The sequence below is a fragment of the Streptomyces sp. NPDC007901 genome (assembly GCF_042959465.1).
In the GTDB taxonomy this organism is placed as follows: domain Bacteria; phylum Actinomycetota; class Actinomycetes; order Streptomycetales; family Streptomycetaceae; genus Streptomyces.
This window is the reverse complement of the sequence record NZ_JBIBKW010000018.1, coordinates 128,389-148,163: the sequence shown is the minus strand read 5'-3', so window position 1 is coordinate 148,163 and position 19,775 is coordinate 128,389. Positions and strand designations below refer to the sequence as shown.

Genomic DNA, 19,775 nt, shown 5'->3' with positions numbered 1-19,775 from the left:
GATTCACGCACCTGTGTTGTAAGTTCGCGTGATGTCAGCGCCCCGCCACATCGACCCCCGTCTGCTGCGCGTCTTCGTGACGGTCGCCGAGGAACTGCACTTCACCCGTGCCGCCGCCCGGCTGTACGTCGCCCAGCAGGCGCTCAGCCGTGATGTACGGCGACTGGAGCGGGAGTTGGGCGCCGAGCTGCTCGTCCGGACCACCCGGCAGGTCGCCCTGACCGCCGACGGCGCCCGCCTGCTGCCGTACGCCCGCCGGGCGCTGGCCGCCCAGGACGCGCTGCTCGCCGCGTTCGGGCAGGCCCGGCCGCTGCTGGTGGACCTCAACTCGCCGGGCCTGGAGACCGGCCGCCGAACTGCTCGCCGGGCGGCTCGACGCGTCCTTCGGACGGTTCGCGGGACTGGATCCGGCGCTGCGCTCCGGGCTCGAACACCAGCCCGTACGGTTCGAACCCATGGCCGTAATTCTCCCCTCCGAGCACCGGCTGGCGGCGCTGGAATCGGTGCCGCTGGCCGCGCTGGCGGGCGAGACGGTCTACGCCGGCGCCGGGAACGAACGCACCCTGGAATGGACTGACCTGGCCTTTCACCTGTTCGAAGGGCGAGGTATCGCGGTCGCGCCACCGGCGCCGCTGGCCGTCGGGGAGGAGGAGTTCCAGCGCATCATGGCCAAGACCCGGAATCCGATCCTCGCGGTAGTGGGGTTTCCGGCCATACCTGGGACGGTCTCGCGGCCCCTGATCGATCCGGTGCCGTTGTCGCCCGTGTCGCTCGTGTGGCGAAAGGGGCTGGTCCATCCGGGAGTGGACGCCTTGCGGCGGGCGGCCGCCGAACTCGGGCGGGCGGAAGGGTGGCTTCAGCGGCCGGCCGACGGATGGATTCCGGCCAGTGATCAAGAGGTGATGGACGACCGCAAATGACACATCGAGAACACGGCATCCCCGCGTGCGCTAGCTTCATGGCCCCGAGCACGGAGAGCTGGAAGGGGGCGCTCGGACCTGGGTGGGGGCCCGGTTCCGACGACGTGTGCTCGGGTTCGTCAACGCGCCCGGAACAGTCCCGTGGGGGGATGTACACGCGTGAAAAGTTGGCGAGAAGAAACCCAATCAGAATTGCCCGAGGTGGTCCTGGACGCCCGGGATGTGCCGATGGCCGGGGGAGACGAGTCGGAGTCACCCGCTGCGGACCCTGACGGCGCCGAGCCGACCGAACTGCTGCCGGTCGGCTTGTTACGGGACCCGTGGGGTGGTGGGGGCGGGGGTGACAGCGGCGGTGTCAGTGGCAGCGGCCGTGGCGGTGATCAGCCGGTCGAGGCGTCCGCGCAGGAACCCGGTGGGAGTCCGGCGCCCGTGCACGACCCCGCTGAAGTGACCGTGCAGAACGATGTCGGGGCGGTGCGGATCCGGCCCGGTGCGGCGGATGCCGCCGACGCGCCGGTGTTCGTCGACGCGTCCGGGCGTCGCAGCCGCCGGTTCCGCAGGCTCGGGATGGCCGTCGCCCTCGCCTGTGCGGTGTACGCGGTCGTCATCGTCGTCACCCTGCTGTCCGGGAGTTCCGACGCGCCCTGGCTGCCGGTGCCCGGGCAGGACGTCGACAAGCCGGCCGGCCGGGTCCACGACTCCCCGCGGCCCGGGCGGTCCGGCCGGTCCGCGGACGACGGCTCCTCGGTGGTCGGCCCGGTCGCCGGTGCCGGTACGACCCCGTCGGCCGGCGTCTCCTCCTGGGCGACGGGTACCGGAGGGCCGGCGGTCCGGCCGAGCCCCTCCTCGGACGTACGGCCGACGGCGTCCGCCGGGGGCACCGCGGGCGCCGTGGCCTCGCCGCAGCCCGGTTCGTCGTCCGGGTCCGCCCCGCCGTCCTCGGCGGCGCCCTCCCCGGACGCCCCGGCCTCGCCCGCGTCCTCGCCCCCGGCCTCGCCCAGCGAGTCGGCCGCCCCGACCGGCGGTCCGGTCGCGGAGGGTGCGGCCCCGCGTACCGCAGCCGGCGCCGGCCCGTCCGCCGCCCCCGTCCTGTGATGGCGCCCCGCTCCCGCCGCCAGAGGCCCGCCGCCGCGGCCCGCGCCGGCGGTCCCCGGCGCCGCCGCCTGCCCGCGCGCCTTCCGATGGGTCTCCCGACGCGCCTCCCGATGCGTCTGGCCCTGCCCGTCCTGGTGCTCGTCGCCGTGATGGCGATGCTGATGCTGCGCGGTTACGTGCACAGCGAGATCCTCGCCGACCACCGGGTCCGCCCCGAGGCCGCCACCGACAGGGTCCCCGAGAAGATCCTGGACGGCGGTCCGGTCATCGACACGCGGGGCGGCCGTACGACGTCACTGCGCATCCCCGACCACCACCTGGTCCTCACCTTCGACGACGGCCCCGACCCGACCTGGACCCCGAAGGTCCTGGACGTCCTGAAGAAGCACCACGCGCACGCCGTCTTCTTCGTCACCGGCACCATGACCTCCCGCTATCCGCAGCTGGTCCGGCGCATGGTCGCCGAGGGCCACGAGGTCGGGGTGCACACCTTCAGCCACCCCGACCTGTCGTACCAGTCGAAGAAGCGCATCGACTGGGAGCTGTCCCAGACCCAGCTGGCGATCACCGGCGCGGCCGGTATCCGTACCTCCCTCTTCCGGCCGCCGTACTCCTCCTTCGCCGACGCGATGGACGACCGTTCCTGGCCGGTGACCGAGTACATCGGCAGCCGTGGCTACATCACCGTCGTCAACGACACGGACAGCGAGGACTGGCGCAAGCCGGGCGTCGACCGGATCATCCGCAACGCGACCCCGCACGGCGGCAAGGGTGCGATCGTCCTGATGCACGACTCGGGCGGCGACCGCCACCAGACGGTCCGGGCCCTGGACGCGTTCCTGCCCCGGCTGGAACGGCAGGGCTACACGTTCGACAACCTCACCGAGGCCCTGAACGCACCGAGCGCGCACACCCCGGTCACCGGCTCCGACCTGTGGCAGGGCCGGTCCTGGATCCTCCTGGTCCAGGCGGCGGACACCATCACGGACGTGCTGGTGGTCGCCCTCGCGGTGATCGGCGCGTCGGTGCTCGCCCGGTTCGCCCTGATGCTGCTGCTCTCCTTCGCGCACACCCGCAGGGTCCGCCGCAAGGGCTTTTGCTGGGGTCCGCCGGTGACCGAACCGGTCTCGGTGCTCGTCCCCGCGTACAACGAGGCCAAGTGCATAGAGAACACGGTCCGTTCACTGAGCGCGGGCGAGCACCCGATCGAGATCCTCGTCGTCGACGACGGTTCGACGGACGGCACCGCCCGGATCGTGGAGGACCTCGGCCTGCCCGACGTCCGGGTGATCCGCCAGGTGAACGCGGGCAAGCCCGCCGCCCTCAACCGGGGCCTGCTGAACGCCCGTCACGACCTCGTCGTGATGATGGACGGCGACACTGTCTTCGAACCGGCCACGGTACGGGAGCTGGTCCAGCCCTTCGGCGACCCGCGCGTGGGCGCGGTGGCCGGCAACGCGAAGGTCGGCAACCGGGACTCGCTGATCGGCGCCTGGCAGCACATCGAGTACGTGATGGGCTTCAACCTGGACCGCCGGATGTACGACGTCCTGCGCTGCATGCCCACCATCCCCGGCGCGGTCGGCGCGTTCCGCCGTACCGCCCTCGAACAGGTCGGCGGGATGAGCGACGACACCCTCGCCGAGGACACGGACATCACCATGGCGATCCACCGGCACGGCTGGCGGGTGGTGTACGCGGAGCGGGCCAAGGCCTGGACCGAGGCCCCGGAGTCCGTCTCCCAGCTCTGGTCCCAGCGCTACCGCTGGTCGTACGGCACGATGCAGGCGATCTGGAAACACCGCGGGGCGCTGCTGGACCGGGGCCCGTCGGGCCGCTTCGGCAGGGTGGGCCTGCCGCTGGTCTCGCTGTTCATGGTGGTCGCCCCGCTGCTGGCACCCCTGATCGACGCGTTCCTCCTCTACGGCATCCTCTTCGGCCCCACCCGGCAGACGATCGGGGCGTGGCTGGGCGTACTGGCCGTCCAGGCGGTCTGCGCGGCCTACGCCTTCCGGTTGGACCGCGAACGCATGACCCACCTCATCTCCCTCCCGCTCCAGCAGATCCTCTACCGCCAGCTCATGTACGTCGTCCTCCTCCAGTCCTGGATCACGGCCCTCACCGGCGGCCGGCTGCGCTGGCAGAAGCTGCGGCGCACGGGCGTGGTCGAGGCACCGGGCGGAGCGGCGACGGCCGGTCAGGGGAGGCGGGCGGCATGACACAGACAGAGGCCACGACGACGGCTTCCGCGGAGCGCGGGCCGGGCCGGGACCGCTACCTGGACCTCCTCCGCTCCCTCGCCCTGCTCCGAGTGGTGATCTACCACCTCTTCGGCTGGCCCTGGCTGACCGTCCTCTTCCCCTCCATGGGCGTGATGTTCGCGCTGGCGGGCGCACTGATGGCCCGCAGCCTGAACCGTCCGGCGGCGAGCGTGATCCGAGGACGGCTGCGGAGGCTGCTGCCACCGCTGTGGCTGTTCGGCGCGGTGCTGCTGACCCTGATGTTCGCGGCGGGCTGGAACCCGCTGCGCGATCCCGACCTGGGCGGCGGCTGGACCGGCTGGGGGCAGCTGCTCGACTACGTCGTCCCGGTCGGCGCCCCGCCCTACCCCGAACACCTGGGCTCGGCGTCGGGCCTGCTGGACGACACCTGGGCGGAACAGGCGGCGGGCCCCCTGTGGTACCTGCGCGCATACCTGTGGTTCGTCCTGCTCTCCCCGCTGCTGCTCCGGGCGTTCCGCCGGGCACCGCTGCCGACGGTCCTGGCCCCCCTCGCCCTGACCGCGGTGGTCGGCACGGGCCTGGTCACGATCCCCGGCGAAACCGGCAACGCGGTCACGGACTTCGCCGTCTACGGCGGCTGCTGGCTCCTCGGCTTCGCCCACCGGGAAGGCGTCCTGGCGAAGGTTCCGCGGTACGCGGCGGTCTCGCTGGCCTGCGTGGTGATGGCGGTCGGCCTGTGGTGGGCGTCAGGCCACCAGGGCCCCGACGGCTGGGACCTCAACGACATTCCCCTGGCCCAGGCGTGCTGGTCGTTCGGCGCGGTCGTGCTGCTGCTCCAGTACGCCCCGTCCTGGTCGGAGTTGCCCGGCCGCCTCCGCCGCTGGGACCGGCTCGTCACCCTCTCCAACAACCGTGCGGTCACGATCTACCTCTGGCACAACATGCTCATCATGGCCACGGTCCCGATCATCGACCAGGCCTACAACCTGCCCTTCCTGGAGTCCGACCGCGCGGCCGGCTGGCTGGACTCGACCTACAGCCTCTGGATGTTCGTCGTCGTCTGGCCCCTGATCGCGCTCGCCATCCTGGCGTTCGGCTGGATCGAGGACGCGGCGGCGGGCCGCGCCCCCCGGCTGTGGCCGTCCGGACCGCCCAGGCCCCTCAGGACAGGTTCCCGCCGCCGGACCTGACGGACCTCTGAACCTGACGGACCCTTTGCAGCGGCCAACAGCCCGGCCACGGACCGCTGCCGCAATGTCACAGGAACGCACCAATGGCCGCCGCCGGGACCCCAGTTGCCCCCTCAATGCCCCGCTTCTTGCCACTTTGCGCGGAGCGGACGCGACCATTCGCTCTGGTGCCGTCGGTGCCCTCCCGGCTACCGTATCGGCTGCTTTCTTCGACATCACCCGCCCCGTCAGGAGCCCACCGTGACCCGCCGTCTCCGCCTGCTCACGACTCTCACCGCCGGCACGGCGACGGCACTTCTGCTCGCCGGCTGCGGCGGAGGGGGAGACGACTCCAAGTCGAACGACAAGATCGCGGGCGCGGACACCGACGCGTCGTCCTCGGCTTCGCCGAGCGCTTCGGCCTCGACGGCGACGTCGGGGCGTCCGAAGATCGAGCTGCCCTCGGATCTCTCGTACACCTTTGAATGGCCCAAGACCGGTGATGCGGTCAAGGATGCCGTGCTGGCGGACAGCGAGCAGAACATCCAGTCCGTCGACCTTGCCATCGCCAACCAGGATCCGTTGGACAAGGCCTACCTGTACTACTTCGAGGGCGAGGCCGCTGCGCAGATCGAGACGTATGTCAAGGCCTATGTGAAGGCCAAGGCGCGGACGACGGGGCACTTCCGCTACTACGACCCGGTAGTGAACGTCAGCAGTTCGAATCAGGCTTCACTCGTGTACTGCGAGGACCAAGGCAAGGCCTACGACCTCTATCTGAAGACGAAGAAGGTCGACAAGACGCCTGTCTCCAAGGACAGTTACGTGCTGTACAGCACCCAGTTGCACAAGAACGACAAGGGCGTTTGGGCCGTCGAAAAGCTCATGTCTGTGAGGGGGAGTTCCAAGTGCCAGCCATGAGGCCAGGCGCAAGACCGCTGGTCGCTCTGCTTCTGGTCGGCTCGACTCTGGCGGGCGCGGGACCCGCGCTGGCCAACACCGGGGTGGGTGGGGGTGCGAAGACTCCCCCACCCACAGGAGGGAACGAGTCGGGTGGTGCCGATGGGGACAAGATCAATTCCTCAGTGGGCTTGATCGTCTACGACCGGTCCAAGAACGGCTCAGGCACTTCCGTGGGCCCAATTGCCTCCACGACGTCCTGGACCCCTCCGGCTTGCTGGTACGCGCCGAAGTACACCCCGGCCGCACTCCAGGCGTACCTGGAGAACATCTGGGCGCAGGACTCGACGGGATACGAGTGGGACGCGACCCAGCGCGACCGATACGTCAACGGTCACCCCTACAAGGACTTCAACAAGGACAAGACCGGCAAGGGGTACTGGTGGGACTCGTACGTCAACGAGTCGTTCCCGCCCGGCTGGGACCAATGCAAGGAGCCCTACTTCTGGGTGGACACCGGCGACGCGCCGCCGGCCAACATCAAGAACGCCGTCACGCCGGAGATCCTCGCCCAACTCGCCTACAACGAGATCCGGGTGCCCTCCAAGGACGTGAGCCTGGCTCCCGCCGGCACTACGAAGGTGAACCTCCCCACGTGGGCGTGGCTGGACGGGGCGACCTTCAAGCCGGTGTCGGTCACCGCGCGGATCGACGCGCTGGGCATGTGGGCCACGACCACCGCCACACCCGTCTCCCTCAAGATCGAGCCGGGTACCTCCGACGCGGTCACCTACCCGGCCTCGGGGGTCTGCGAGTTCAACGGCGACGGTGCCGGGGAGAAGTACACCGCGGGGGACGCCGACAAGACGCCACCCTGTGGAGTGAAGTACCTCCGCTCGTCCGGCAACGGCTCGTACCAGCTCAAGGCCACCATCACCTGGGACATCAGCTGGACCGGCAGCGACGGCGGCGGCACACACGACCTGGACCCCGGTTCCTTCGGCCGGTCGCAGGATGTGACCGTGCAGGAGATCCAGTCCGTCAACAGGTGAGTCGTACCGCCATCGGCACTGACGGGGACCTGGCTGCGTGATGCGAGAGCAACCGCAGCCGGGTCTGTCTCTTCGTGCGCCTTGCCGCGGTCTTCCGTATGCGCCAACCCACTACTTTTCACTGGAGTTCGGAGTGATCCGCTGGTCCCGTCCGTTCGTGGGCACACTCGCGGGAGCCGCAGTCGCGGTCCTTGTCGGTGGTTGCGGTGGGGGCGGGGGCTCTGTGGCGGATGACAACGCGACCGGTGAGAAGACGGGTGGCAGCGCATCGGCGTCCCCGAGCCCGTCGGCCGGGACGGACCGTCCGCGGGTCACCCTGCCGTCGGACGTGAAGGACGAGTATACCGCCTGGAAGGCCGACGACGCCACGAAGGACGCCGTGCTCGACGACGTCGCCGCACGGATCGACTCGACGAACGAGGCCATCCTGCGTGGCGACACAGCCGCGCCGACCCTCTCCTTCTACTACCGGGACAAGGCGTTGAGCGGCGCTGTCGCCTGGATCCAGGCGTATCTGGATGCCGGCCTCTCCTTCACCGGCACCACCCGCTACTACGACCCCAAGGTCACTCTGGCACCCGGAGGGACGACGGCGACCGTCCGCTACTGCTCCGACGAGAGCAAGGGCTTCAACAAGCACCGCAAGACCGGGAAGGTCGACCGGACCCCCTCCGACCAGAGCCCGTACGTGCTGTACGACACGCGCGTCGAGAAGAACGGCTCAGGCGTGTGGCAGACCACCGCCCTGACCTCTCACCGCGGGAACAAGGCCTGCACCGGCTGACCGAGGAGTCGTGTGTTCCCGCTCCCTCGTCCGTCATCCCGGCCGCCCTTCCTGATGTGGCGCCCTGGCCTCAGTCCTTCGCCCGCCCCGACCTCTCAACCGCCCTCCCCCCAGGGTGAGAGCAACGTTCCTTTCCGGTCACTCGCAGGCACAGGGTGGAAACGACGCGTCCCTACCTTCGGGCCTAGTCACTCGTAGCAGCCCGAGCACGCGGAGCACCGTGGAGGCGTCATGACAGCCCCAGCCCCTACTTCCCGTAGTCGCTGGATCCAGGAGTGGGATCCGGAGGACGAGGCGTTCTGGAACGCGACCGGCGAGAAGGTCGCACGTCGGAACCTGATCTTCTCGGTTCTCTCCGAGCACATCGGGTTCTCGATCTGGACCATGTGGTCCGTGCTGGTGCTGTTCATGGGCCCGGAGTACGGGCTCACCCCGGCCGACAAGTTCCTGCTGACGTCGATGGTCACCCTGGTCGGCGCGGTCGTCCGGGTGCCGTACACCTTCGCCGTCGCGCTCTTCGGCGGCCGGAACTGGACGATCATCAGCGCCGGACTGCTGCTCGTCCCCACCGTCGCCGCCTTCGCGGTGATGAAGCCGGGGACGTCGTTCAACACGTTCCTGCTCGTCGGGCTGCTGGCCGGCATCGGCGGCGGCAACTTCGCGAGCAGCATGACCAACATCAACGCCTTCTTCCCGCTGCGGAAGAAGGGGTGGGCGCTGGGGCTCAACGCGGGCGGTGGCAACATCGGCGTGCCGGTCATCCAGCTGGTCGCCCTCGCGATCATCGGGGCGAGTGGCGGGCCGCGCGTGCTGCTGGGCATCTACATTCCGCTGATCCTCGTCGCCGCCGTTCTCGCCGCGCTCTTCATGGACAACCTCGCCACCGTGAAGAACGACACCGGCGCCGCGATCGACGCCGCCAAGGACGCCCACACCTGGATCATGTCCTTCCTCTACGTCGGGACGTTCGGGTCGTTCATCGGGTACGCCTTCGCCTTCGGGCAGGTGCTGCAGGTGCAGTTCGGGCGTACGCCGCTGCAGGCCGCCTACCTCACCTTCATCGGTCCGCTGCTCGGCTCCCTGATCCGGCCCGTCGGCGGCTGGCTCGCCGACAAGTACGGCGGTGCGAAGATCACCCTGTGGAACTACGTCGGCATGGCCACCGCCACCGGCCTCCTCGTCATCGCCAGCATCGAGAAGTCGCTGCCGTTCTTCGTCACCGTCTTCGTCGTGCTGTTCGTGCTCAGCGGTCTGGGGAACGGGTCCACGTACAAGATGATCCCCGGCATCTTCCAGACCAAGGCGCTCGCCAAGGGACTCACCGGTGACGAGGCCGCGGCCTACGGGCGGCGGCTGTCCGGGGCCTCCATGGGGCTCATCGGGGCCGTCGGCGCGCTCGGCGGTGTCGGCATCAACCTCGCCTTCCGGCAGTCATACCTCTCCTACGGCAGCGGCACCGGGGCCTTCGTCGCCTTCCTGGCCTTCTACGGCCTGTGCTTCGCGGTCACCTGGGCCGTATACCTTCGCCGGCCCGCCGCGCAGGGGCAGGCCGCAACCGCCACCGAGACAAAGGCGCAGCTCAGCTACGCCGAGGTGTGACGTAACACTGGTGACATCAAGTCGAACCGAGCCTGTCACGGAGCGTTGACAGGCTCGTTCGGCATGCGGGTCAGCTAGGAGAGCAGCCATGTACGAGGAACAGCAGCGGTCGGGCGACGGCGGCGGTCAGCACGGTCCCCTCGCGGGATTCACCGTGGGGGTCACGGCCGCGCGCCGCGCCGACGAGCTCGGGGCACTGCTCCAGCGGCGCGGTGCCGCCGTGCTGCACGCCCCCGCTCTGCGCATCGTGCCGCTCGCCGACGACGGCGAACTGCTCGCCGCCACGAAGGAGATCATCGACCAGGCACCGGACATCGCGGTGGCGACCACCGCGATCGGGTTCCGCGGATGGGTCGAGGCCGCCGACGGCTGGGGCGTCGGCGAGCAGCTGCTCGGGCGGCTGCGGGACGTGGAGCTGCTGGCCCGCGGGCCCAAGGTGAAGGGGGCGATCCGGGCCGCCGGGCTGACCGAGGAGTGGTCGCCGTCCTCCGAGTCGATGGCCGAGGTGCTCGACCGGCTCCTGGAGGAGGGCGTCGACGGCCGCCGGATCGCCGTACAGCTGCATGGGGAGCCGCTGCCCGGGTTCGTGGAGTCGCTGCGGGCGGCGGGCGCGGAGGTGGTGCCGGTGCCGGTGTACCGGTGGATGCCGCCGGAGGACCTCGGGCCGGTGGACCGGCTCCTGGACGCGGTCGTCTCCCGCTCCGTCGACGCCATCACGTTCACCAGCGCGCCCGCCGCGGCCTCGCTGCTCTCGCGCGCCGAGGACCGGGGGCTGCGGGGCGACCTGCTCGCCGCCCTCAACCACGACGTCGTACCGGCCTGCGTCGGACCGGTCACCGCGCTGCCGCTGCAGGCGCTCGGCGTCGACACGGTCCAGCCGGAACGCTTCCGGCTCGGCCCGCTCGTCCAGCTCCTCTGCCAGGAACTGCCGTCCCGGGCACGGGCGTTGCCGGTCGCCGGGCACCGGGTGGAGATCCGCGGGCACGCCGTCCTCGTCGACGGCGCGCTGAAGCCGGTGCCGCCGGCCGGGATGTCCCTGCTGCGGGCACTCGCCAGGCGGCCGGGCTGGGTGGTGGCCCGCGCCGAACTGCTGCGCGCGCTGCCGGGCGCCGGCCGCGACGAGCACGCGGTGGAGACGGCGATGGCCCGCCTGCGCACGGCCCTGGGCGCCCCGAAGCTGATCCAGACGGTGGTCAAGCGCGGCTACCGGCTCGCACTCGACCCGGCGGCGGACGCCAAGTACGCCGACGCGTGAGACCGGCGGCCGACGACACGGCCGTGGAGTGGTTCGGGGGAGAGAGCGGGCTGCGGTGCGTTTTTCGCCGCCGGGGATGGGCGGACCGGCTGACCGTCGTACGACGTTGTGGGGACCGCCTCCCGGCAACGGGCCGTAGGGGGCGGTCCCCGGATCACCACTCGGGTCCGTTCCTGCCCGTGTGAGCCGGGCCGTCCCGTGCGGACGCGCGTGTGCGACCGTGCGTGCCCCGGGACCGCGCGTATGCGCTCTGCCGGATCTTGCCGCCAGGGCGCCAGGCTGGCGCCGACACGGCACACGGGGGGACGGTATGACACGCTGGCAGCCCTTGCCGGCCGCACTGCCGGGGGAGGCCCGGCACCTGGTCGAGCACCTGCGCGTCCTGAAGGGCCGCACCGGACTGAGCCTCGCCGAACTGGCCCGGCGCACCGCGTACAGCAAGTCGTCCTGGCAGCGCTATCTGAGCGGGGACAGACTGCCGCCGAGGAGCGCCGCGCAGGTGCTGTGCCGGCTCGGCGGCGGGGACCAGACGCGGCTGCTGGCCCTGTGGGAACTGGCCGAACAGGCCTGGCCGCAGGGCGCTGCGGAGCCGCCCGCGGAAGCGGTACCCGAGCCCTCCACAGGACAGCGGCGATGGCGGACCGCCGCTCTCGCCGCGTCCGCCCTCGCCGCGTTGCTGGCCGCCGGGCTGCTGTGGGCGCTGCCCCGCAGGGCGGGCGACCGGCAGGCCGCCCGCCCCGGGGGTGCGCTCAGCCGAGCTGGTCGTAGTACGCGATCTTCCAGGACCCGGTGCCCTTGATCCGCACCCGGTACTTGTTGCTGACCCGCTTGAAGGTGGCCTTCCGCACGGTGCCGTTGTAGGTGACGATGCCGCCGGAGGCCGGGCCGGTGAGCCGCTGCTGGGCGAACGTCCAGGTCTGGTCGGTGACGACGCCGTCGTTGTCCGACAGATTGAAGTGGTCCTGCCACCACTGGGTGGCCGATTCGGTCTCGGGGCCGAACGAGCCGTCGATCAGGCTCTTGGTGAACGGGTGCGAGTCGCCGTCGTCGTCCTGCCACTGGGCGCCGTCCGCCCACAGGACGGTCTCCCACAGGGCCGTCGCGTTGCTGCTGGCGTAGTCGTCGACGCCGAGGTTCTCCTCGTCCTGCCAGTCGTCGAGGACGGAACCGCCGCCGTCTATCCCGTGGTACGGGGCGGCGCTCGCGGCCGGTGCCAGGGCCAGGCCGCCGGCCCCCAGCAGTACGGCCGTCGCCAGCGCGACGACCCGGGTGCGCATGCTCATGAACGTGTCCTTTCTGAACCGCCGTCCCCCGGCGGGGTCCCCCCTGGGGCGGCTCGCTGTGCTTTCGCAGGAGACAGAGTCACGGTCACGGGCGGGGGCGGCGAGGCCTGCCGGGGTCCCCGGACCGAACGGGGACGACCCGTGCGCCGTGCTCCGGTGTCCCCGCCGGGTGCGGGTCGGACGGGAACCTCGTGGAACACCGGTACGAGGGCTTCCGGCCGCCCGCCGCGCCGGGCACTGTGAAGGAACACGGTTCCCTGTCCTAAGGCGGTGGCAGGCACATGGCACTGGGTACGGCCGCGGCCCCCTACGAGCTGCGCTTCGACGCCGGGCGGGTCTGCCTGGACCTGCTGGCGACCACGCACCCCGGCGAACGGCTCGACGCGCTCGGGCCGTTGCGAGCCTGGATCACCGGATCGGGGCTCGTCCCGCCGGGCACGCCGCTGCCGCACGCCGACACCGGCTGGCTCGTGGGCTTCCGCGAACTGCGTGCGCATGTCGAGCGGTTGGTGCGGGACCGGAACACCGGCAGGAACACCGGCGGCGCACGGCCGTACGATCTCGCGCTCGCCCGCGTCAACGACCTGGCCCGCGCCGCCGCGCCCCCGGCCCCACGCGCCGTGCCGGGCGCGGGCGGCGTCCTGGTGCGGGAGTTGGCCGGCCCGGCCGAGTGCGCGGCCCTGCTCGCGGCCGTCGCCCGGGACACCGTGGAGCTGCTCACCGACCCCGTCGCGCGGGCGGCGATCAGGGAGTGCGAGGGCGACAACTGCCCCCTCGTGTACCTGGACACGTCCCGGGGACGCAGGCGCCGCTGGTGCTCCAGCGAGGTCTGCGGCAACCGTGAGCGGGTGGCCCGGCACCGGCGGCGCGCCGCGCTCGCCCGCGCCTGACCCGGACGGGATCTCCCCAACTCCTGTCCCTTTCACGGCTTCTGTCGGATCTTCATCGAAGCTTCTTCAAAGTGATTTCGACAACACTCCGTTTGATGACGGGCGCGTACGGGCAGCTCGACCGCCGTCGACGTTGTGTCGGAAATGTAAAGATCACGCGGTGGGAATGTGCGGTCATGTCCCGCTCGTCATGTCACCCCGCCAAAAAATGTGGGGTCTTGTTGAACACCCCGCATGCCACTTCCGTACCGGTGGGGGAGCGACCGACTGGGGGAACCCCCGGACACCGGAGGTGGGCGTGCGCAAGGATGCGGCCGTGGCCAATGAACGTGGATCGAGGGCCCGACATCGCATGTCCCAGCCCTCGGAACCAGATGAGGAGCTGATGCGTGCCCTCTATCGAGAGCACGCCGGACCACTCCTTGCGTATGTCCTTCGGCTGGTCGCCGGTGATCGGCAACGCGCCGAGGACGTCGTGCAAGAGACACTCATCCGTGCCTGGAAGAACGCCGGCCAGCTCAATCGAGCGACCGGATCGGTACGCCCCTGGCTGGTGACGGTCGCTCGCCGCATCGTCATCGACGGTCACCGCAGCCGGCAGGCCCGGCCGCAGGAGGTCGATCCGTCGCCGCTGGAGGTCATCCCCGCGGAGGACGAGATCGACAAGGCGCTGTGGCTGATGACGCTGTCTGACGCGCTCGACGACCTGACCCCGGCCCACCGGGAGGTGCTCGTCGAGACGTACTTCAAGGGGCGTACCGTCAACGAGGCGGCCGAAACGCTGGGTATACCCAGCGGCACCGTCCGTTCGCGGGTCTTCTATGCCCTCAGGTCGATGAAGCTGGCTCTGGAGGAGCGGGGGGTGACGGCGTGATGAGTGTGTACGGGGGGCACGGCGGGTTCGGCACAGGTGGTTCGGGTATGTCTGGTGCTATGCAGGAATCTCCGGTGCCCAATGAGCACGAGACGGTCGGCGCGTACGCGCTCGGCATTCTCGACGATGCCGAGGCAACCGCTTTCGAGGCCCATCTGGCCGGATGTGAGTGGTGCGCCCAGCAGCTCGACGAGCTGGCCGGAATGGAGCCCATGCTGGCCGCCCTGGCCGATCTGCCGGGCTCCGGATCGACACCGTCCATCGGTGAGTCGCTGTCCGCCAAGCCCAGCCCGCGGATGGTGGAGAAGCTCGTCGTCGAGGTCGCCGAGAAGCGGAAGGTCCGCAGTCGGCGCAGCCTCTTCGGCCTGGCCGCCTCGGTCGTGCTGATCGCCGGCGGCGCGGCGGCCGGCGTGGCGCTGAGCGGCTCGGACAGCGGCAGCGGCGGCGACATCGCCATGGGCCCGGCCCAGCAGGCCTTCCAGACGATGTCCGACAAGAAGACGGCCACGGACCCGACGACCCACGTCACCGCGACCGTCGCCGTCGAGAAGAAGGACTGGGGCACCCACGCGGTCCTCCAGCTCGAGAACGTCACCGGCCCGAAGAAGTGCTCGCTGATCGCCGTCGGCAAGAACGGCGAGCGCGAGACGGTGACCTCCTGGTCCGTCCCGAACTGGGGCTACGGCATCACGGACGCCAAGACGGAGAAGGCCAAGGAGCCCCTCTACGTGCACGGCGGCGCCGCCTTCACCCCCAGCCAGATCGACCACTTCGAGGTCATGACCTTCGACGGCAAGAAGCTGGTCTCGGTCAGCGCGTAGCTTCAGCGGGCCCCTTTCGCGTACGGTTGACGGCTGCCCAGCACGTCAGAAGGGGGCCCGGTGGCCGCTCAGGCTCAACAATCCGCGGTCGGCTCTCACGGCCCCGAACAGGATGCCGTCCAGGACTCGGTCCAGGACTCCGTTCGGGACCGTGAGATCAGCGTCGAACAGGAACACCTCGACCGGGTGTACCGGCGCCTCGAGGAGAAGATCCACGAGGCGGAGTTCCTGATGAACGACGCGGCCAAGCGCGGTCAGGTAGGTACGCCCGGCGCACTCGCGGAGCGGGACGCGCAGGTCTTCCGGGCGGGCGTCCACCTCAACCGGCTCAACAACGAGTTCGAGGACTTCCTCTTCGGCCGGATCGACCTGCTCCTCGGCAAGGACGGCAAGAAGGGGCCCGACGGCGCCTACACCGCCGTGGAACCCGCCGAGGGCGCGGTCCGCGCCGACAACACCGCCGACATCGCCGAGACCCTGCACATCGGCCGCATCGGCGTCCTCGACCAGGACTACGCCCCCCTGGTCATCGACTGGCGCGCCCCGGCCGCCGCCCCCTTCTACAGGTCCACTCCGGTGGATCCCGGGCGTGTCGTACGACGCCGGGTCATCCGCTCCAAGGGCCGCCGGGTCCTCGGTGTCGAGGACGACCTGATGCGCCCCGAGCTCACCGCCCGCCTCGACGGCCACGAACTGCCCGTGATCGGCGACGGCGCCCTGATGGCCGCCCTCGGCCAGGCCCGCACCCACACCATGCGGGACATCGTCGCCTCCATCCAGGCCGAGCAGGACCTGGTCATCCGCGCCCCCGCCGCCTCCGTCACCTACGTCGAGGGCGGCCCCGGCACCGGCAAGACCGCCGTCGCCCTGCACCGCGCCGCCTACCTGCTCTACCAGGACCGGCGCCGCTACGCGGGCGGCATCCTGATCGTCTCCCCGACCCCGCTCCTCGTGGCGTACACCGAAGGGGTCCTGCCGTCCCTCGGCGAGGAGGGCCAGGTCGCCATCCGCGCCATCGGCTCCCTCGTCGACGGCGCCGAGGCCACCCTCTACGACACGCCGGCCACCGCCCGCGCCAAGGGCTCCTCCCGGATGCTCCGGGTGCTGCGCAAGGCCGCCCGCGGAGCCCTGGAGCTGAACGATTCACCGACCCGGCTCAGAGTCGTCGCCTTCAACCGCCGGCTGGAGCTGGAGGCCGAGGAACTGGACCGCGTCAGACACAACGCGCTCGGCGGCACCGCCCCGGTCAACCTCCTGCGCCCGCGCGCCCGCAAGCTCCTGCTGGACGCCCTCTGGGCCCGCTCCGGCGCGGCCGGCCGGCACAGCGACCCGGAACTCGCCGCCGAACTGCGGGCCTCCTTCGACGAGGACATCGTCACGGAGGACTCCTTCATCGAGTTCCTCGACGCCTGGTGGCCCGAGCTCACCCCGCAGACCGTCCTCACGGCCATGACCGACGAACGCCGGCTCGGCCGCTGGGCCCGCCGCATCCTCAACCCCGGCGAGGTCCGCCGGGTCGCCCGCTCCCTGAAGCGGGACGGCCGCACGGTGCACGACATCGCCATGCTCGACGAGCTCCAGGCCATCCTCGGCGCCCCCGTCCGCCCCCGCAGGAAGCGCGAGGCGGACCCGCTGGACCAGCTCACCGGCCTGGAGGAGCTGATGCCGGTGCGCGAGGAGTCGCAGCGCGAGCGCGCCGAACGGCTGGCGGCCGAACGGGTCGAGTACGCCCATGTCATCGTCGACGAGGCCCAGGACCTCACCCCGATGCAGTGGCGCATGGTCGGCCGCCGCGGCCGGCACGCCACCTGGACGGTCGTCGGCGACCCCGCCCAGTCCTCCTGGTCCGACCCCGACGAGGCGGCCGAGGCCCGCGACGAGGCGCTCGGCTCCCGCCCGCGCCGCCGCTTCGAGCTCACCGTGAACTACCGCAACCCCGCGGAGATCGCCGAACTCGCCGCCAAGGTGCTGGCCCTCGCCATGCCCGGCTCCAAGTCCCCCTCGGCCGTCCGCTCCACCGGTGTCGAACCCCGGTTCGCCACCGTGCGCGACTCCCTGGAGAAGACCGTGCGCGCGGAGGCCGAGCGCCTGCTCGACCTGGTGGACGGCACGGTCGGCGTGGTCGTCGCCATGGACCGGCGCGCCGAGGCCGCCCGCTGGCTCGCCGGGCTCGGCGACCGGGTGGTGGCCCTCGGCAGCCTGGAGGCCAAGGGCCTGGAGTACGACGCGACGGTCGTCGTCTCGCCCGCGGAGATCGCCGACGAGTCCCCGGCCGGGCTGCGCGTGCTGTACGTGGCCCTCACCCGGGCGACCCAGCAGCTGACGGTGGTCTCCGGCGAGCGGGACGAACCGGACGCGGCCGGGGTGCCGGACCTGCTCCGGGACTGAGCACGGGGCCGGCGACAGACCCGTTCGGCTGGAGGTTTCCTGTGAAGTCCCCGGACGGGAATGGCCGTACGGGATCCGTTTGTTAGCCTTGTCGTGACACCGGCCCGATCCAAGCCCCCGGGCCCAACCTTCGTCGCTACGAGCGACCACTTGCCGCGAGGCGAGCATGGCGGGTCGGTGTCATAAACGGAGAAGAGGCCCACGTCACGGTGTGACGTGGGCCTCTTTTTTGCGCGAACAATACGCACGTAATAAGGCCCGGCTAACGCCTACCCGGCGGTAGGTGCGACGATCGGACGGCAAAACCAGCGACACGGTGAAACAACGAAGGAAGTCGGCCATGGCAACGGCGCCCAGCGTCTCCTACTCGATGACCATCCGGCTGGAGGTGCCCGCGAGCGGAACCGCCGTCTCGCAGCTCACCACCGCCGTGGAGTCCTCCGGGGGCTCGGTCACCGGCCTCGACGTCACCGCGTCCGGCCACGAGAAGCTCCGTATCGACGTCACCATCGCGGCCAGCTCGACCGCGCACGCCGACCAGATCGTCGAGCAGCTGCGCGGCATCGAGGGCGTCACCCTCGGCAAGGTCTCCGACCGTACGTTCCTCATGCACCTCGGCGGCAAGATCGAGATGCAGTCCAAGCACCCCATCCGCAACCGTGACGACCTCTCCATGATCTACACCCCGGGCGTGGCCCGCGTGTGCATGGCGATCGCGGAGAACCCCGAGGACGCGCGCCGCCTCACCATCAAGCGCAACTCCGTTGCGGTCGTGACGGACGGCTCCGCGGTCCTCGGCCTCGGCAACATCGGCCCCAAGGCCGCCCTGCCCGTCATGGAGGGCAAGGCGGCCCTCTTCAAGCGCTTCGCCGGCATCGACGCCTGGCCGCTCTGCCTCGACACCCAGGACACCGACGCGATCGTCGAGATCGTCAAGGCGATCGCCCCGGGCTTCGCCGGCATCAACCTGGAGGACATCTCCGCCCCCCGCTGCTTCGAGATCGAGGCGCGGCTGCGCGAGGCCCTCGACATCCCCGTCTTCCACGACGACCAGCACGGCACCGCGATCGTCGTCCTCGCCGCCCTGACCAACGCACTTCGCGTCACCGGCAAGGCGATTGAGAACATCCGGGTCGTCATGTCCGGGGCCGGCGCGGCCGGTACGGCCATCCTCAAGCTGCTGCTCGCGGCCGGCCTGAAGAACGCCGTCGTCGCCGACATCCACGGGGTCGTGCACTCCGCCCGCGAGGACCTGGTGGGCGCCCCCGCCGACTCGCCGCTGCGCTGGATCGCCGACAACACCAACCCGGAGAACCTCACCGGGACGCTGAAGGAGGCCGTGCGCGGCGCCGACGTCTTCATCGGCGTCTCCGCCCCGAACGTCCTCGACGGCGACGACGTGGCCGCCATGGCCGAGGGCGGGATCGTGTTCGCACTCGCGAACCCCGACCCCGAGGTTGACCCGGCGATCGCCCGCCAGACGGCCGCCGTGGTGGCCACCGGCCGCTCCGACTTCCCCAACCAGATCAACAACGTGCTGGTCTTCCCGGGCGTCTTCCGCGGCCTCCTGGACGCGCAGTCCCGCACGGTCAACACCGACATGATGCTCGCGGCCGCGAAGGCCCTCGCGGACGTCGTGACCGAGGACGAGCTGAACCCGAACTACATCATCCCCAGCGTCTTCAACGAGAAGGTCGCGGGCGCGGTGGCGGGCGCGGTCAGGGAAGCGGCGAAGGGCGCCTGAGAAGCGCCCTGTCAGGGGCGCGGGGAACTGCGCGAGCAACCCCCATCGGCCGTCCGCCGAAACCCAGCCGGGGCAAACGTTTGTGAAACATGCCACGCCATCCGACCGGCGCGTCGTGAAACCCCTCCTTCGGCCCACCCGTAGGGTAATGGGCGGCACCCGGATTGGCGTTCCCGCCGCAGGTGGGGGCAGGATGCGTCCCGGCCCAAACATGCGGCATCGCCGCGTGGCACGCCTCAATGGCAAGAAGAACACGGGAGTAACAACATGAACCGCAGTGAGCTGGTGGCCGCGCTGGCCGACCGTGCCGAGGTGACTCGCAAGGACGCCGACGCCGTGCTGGCCGCGTTCGCCGATGTCGTCGGCGACATCGTCTCCAAGGGCGACGAGAAGGTCACCATCCCCGGCTTCCTGACCTTCGAGCGCACCCACCGTGCCGCTCGCACCGCGCGCAACCCGCAGACCGGCGAGCCGATCAACATCCCCGCCGGCTACAGCGTGAAGGTCTCCGCGGGCTCGAAGCTCAAGGAAGCCGCCAAGGGCAAGTGACCTTGCAGTCCGCAGGCCACGGGACGGCCTGCGGCCCGTAACACGACGATGGGGCGGCCCCTCCACCAGGGGCCGCCCCATCGTCGTACCGCTTCGCCAGGCGCTACCCGAGCGCCTTGCCCGGCAGCTCCACCTTCGCGCCGAGCTCGACGAGCTTCTCCATGCTGTGCCTGCCCGGGGGATAACCCCCGGACCCCCAGCCGGAGGGCGTCGCCCTGGGCCGGGGACGG

The 19,775-nt window shown here is 70.7% G+C and carries 16 protein-coding genes and 1 pseudogene; 16 read left to right on the top strand and 1 reads right to left on the bottom strand.

The window, feature by feature from the left end:
• Positions 1-31 precede the first annotated feature (31 nt).
• The 10 genes and pseudogenes from ACFZDK_RS41410 to ACFZDK_RS41365 all read left to right on the top strand — a co-directional run bounded on the left by ACFZDK_RS41410 (position 32) and on the right by ACFZDK_RS41365 (position 11,795).
• Positions 32-920 (top strand): annotated as a pseudogene (locus ACFZDK_RS41410) (LysR family transcriptional regulator).
• Between the two features lie 192 nt (positions 921-1,112).
• Positions 1,113-2,015, top strand: a complete 903-nt coding sequence (locus ACFZDK_RS41405) for a hypothetical protein (protein ID WP_390980591.1) — start codon at positions 1,113-1,115, stop codon at positions 2,013-2,015.
• Positions 2,015-4,234 carry a glycosyltransferase gene (locus ACFZDK_RS41400; protein ID WP_390980589.1) on the top strand — a complete coding sequence of 740 codons (2,220 nt, stop codon included), beginning with the start codon at positions 2,015-2,017 and terminating at the stop codon, positions 4,232-4,234. The genes ACFZDK_RS41405 and ACFZDK_RS41400 overlap by 1 nt, the downstream gene beginning before the upstream one ends.
• Positions 4,231-5,427 (top strand): acyltransferase family protein, encoded by a 1,197-nt coding sequence (locus ACFZDK_RS41395; RefSeq protein ID WP_390980587.1) that lies wholly within the window; start codon positions 4,231-4,233, stop codon positions 5,425-5,427. Before ACFZDK_RS41400 ends, ACFZDK_RS41395 begins: the two co-directional genes overlap by 4 nt.
• Positions 5,428-5,667: 240 nt before the next feature.
• Entirely contained in the window at positions 5,668-6,327 is a 660-nt protein-coding gene (locus ACFZDK_RS41390; protein ID WP_390980585.1) for a hypothetical protein, read from the top strand.
• Positions 6,315-7,358 carry a hypothetical protein gene (locus tag ACFZDK_RS41385; protein WP_390980583.1) on the top strand — a complete coding sequence of 348 codons (1,044 nt, stop codon included), beginning with the start codon at positions 6,315-6,317 and terminating at the stop codon, positions 7,356-7,358. The genes ACFZDK_RS41390 and ACFZDK_RS41385 overlap by 13 nt, the downstream gene beginning before the upstream one ends.
• Positions 7,359-7,686: 328 nt before the next feature.
• Positions 7,687-8,142, top strand: coding sequence for a hypothetical protein (locus tag ACFZDK_RS41380; RefSeq protein WP_390980581.1), 456 nt, complete (start codon positions 7,687-7,689; stop codon positions 8,140-8,142).
• 231 nt (positions 8,143-8,373) lie between these two features.
• Complete coding sequence (locus tag ACFZDK_RS41375) at positions 8,374-9,741, top strand: NarK family nitrate/nitrite MFS transporter (RefSeq protein ID WP_390980579.1); 1,368 nt, start codon at positions 8,374-8,376, stop codon at positions 9,739-9,741.
• Positions 9,742-9,829: 88 nt separating this feature from the next.
• Positions 9,830-10,996: a uroporphyrinogen-III synthase gene (locus ACFZDK_RS41370; RefSeq protein WP_390980577.1), complete on the top strand. Its 1,167-nt coding sequence runs from the start codon at positions 9,830-9,832 to the stop codon at positions 10,994-10,996.
• A gap of 310 nt (positions 10,997-11,306) precedes the next feature.
• Complete coding sequence (locus ACFZDK_RS41365; protein ID WP_390980575.1) at positions 11,307-11,795, top strand: helix-turn-helix domain-containing protein; 489 nt, start codon at positions 11,307-11,309, stop codon at positions 11,793-11,795.
• Here the strand turns inward: ACFZDK_RS41365 and ACFZDK_RS41360 are convergent.
• On the bottom strand, positions 11,746-12,279 hold the full coding sequence (locus ACFZDK_RS41360; RefSeq protein WP_390980573.1) for a peptidoglycan-binding protein: 534 nt from the start codon (positions 12,277-12,279) through the stop codon (positions 11,746-11,748). The two genes, ACFZDK_RS41365 and ACFZDK_RS41360, sit on opposite strands and share 50 nt — an antisense overlap.
• A 281-nt stretch (positions 12,280-12,560) precedes the next feature.
• Between ACFZDK_RS41360 and ACFZDK_RS41355 the strand changes: the two genes are divergently transcribed.
• The 6 genes from ACFZDK_RS41355 to ACFZDK_RS41330 all read left to right on the top strand — a co-directional run bounded on the left by ACFZDK_RS41355 (position 12,561) and on the right by ACFZDK_RS41330 (position 19,545).
• Entirely contained in the window at positions 12,561-13,169 is a 609-nt protein-coding gene (locus tag ACFZDK_RS41355) for an ABATE domain-containing protein (protein ID WP_390980569.1), read from the top strand.
• A 352-nt stretch (positions 13,170-13,521) separates the two neighbouring features.
• Positions 13,522-14,043, top strand: a complete 522-nt coding sequence (locus ACFZDK_RS41350; protein ID WP_010039908.1) for a sigma-70 family RNA polymerase sigma factor — start codon at positions 13,522-13,524, stop codon at positions 14,041-14,043.
• Positions 14,043-14,864, top strand: coding sequence for a zf-HC2 domain-containing protein (locus tag ACFZDK_RS41345; RefSeq protein ID WP_390980567.1), 822 nt, complete (start codon positions 14,043-14,045; stop codon positions 14,862-14,864). Before ACFZDK_RS41350 ends, ACFZDK_RS41345 begins: the two co-directional genes overlap by 1 nt.
• A gap of 60 nt (positions 14,865-14,924) precedes the next feature.
• On the top strand, positions 14,925-17,252 hold the full coding sequence (locus tag ACFZDK_RS41340) for a UvrD-helicase domain-containing protein (protein WP_390980565.1): 2,328 nt from the start codon (positions 14,925-14,927) through the stop codon (positions 17,250-17,252).
• A gap of 340 nt (positions 17,253-17,592) precedes the next feature.
• On the top strand, positions 17,593-18,996 hold the full coding sequence (locus ACFZDK_RS41335; RefSeq protein WP_390980563.1) for a malic enzyme-like NAD(P)-binding protein: 1,404 nt from the start codon (positions 17,593-17,595) through the stop codon (positions 18,994-18,996).
• A gap of 267 nt (positions 18,997-19,263) precedes the next feature.
• Positions 19,264-19,545: an HU family DNA-binding protein gene (locus ACFZDK_RS41330; RefSeq protein ID WP_046733427.1), complete on the top strand. Its 282-nt coding sequence runs from the start codon at positions 19,264-19,266 to the stop codon at positions 19,543-19,545.
• Positions 19,546-19,775 lie beyond the last annotated feature (230 nt).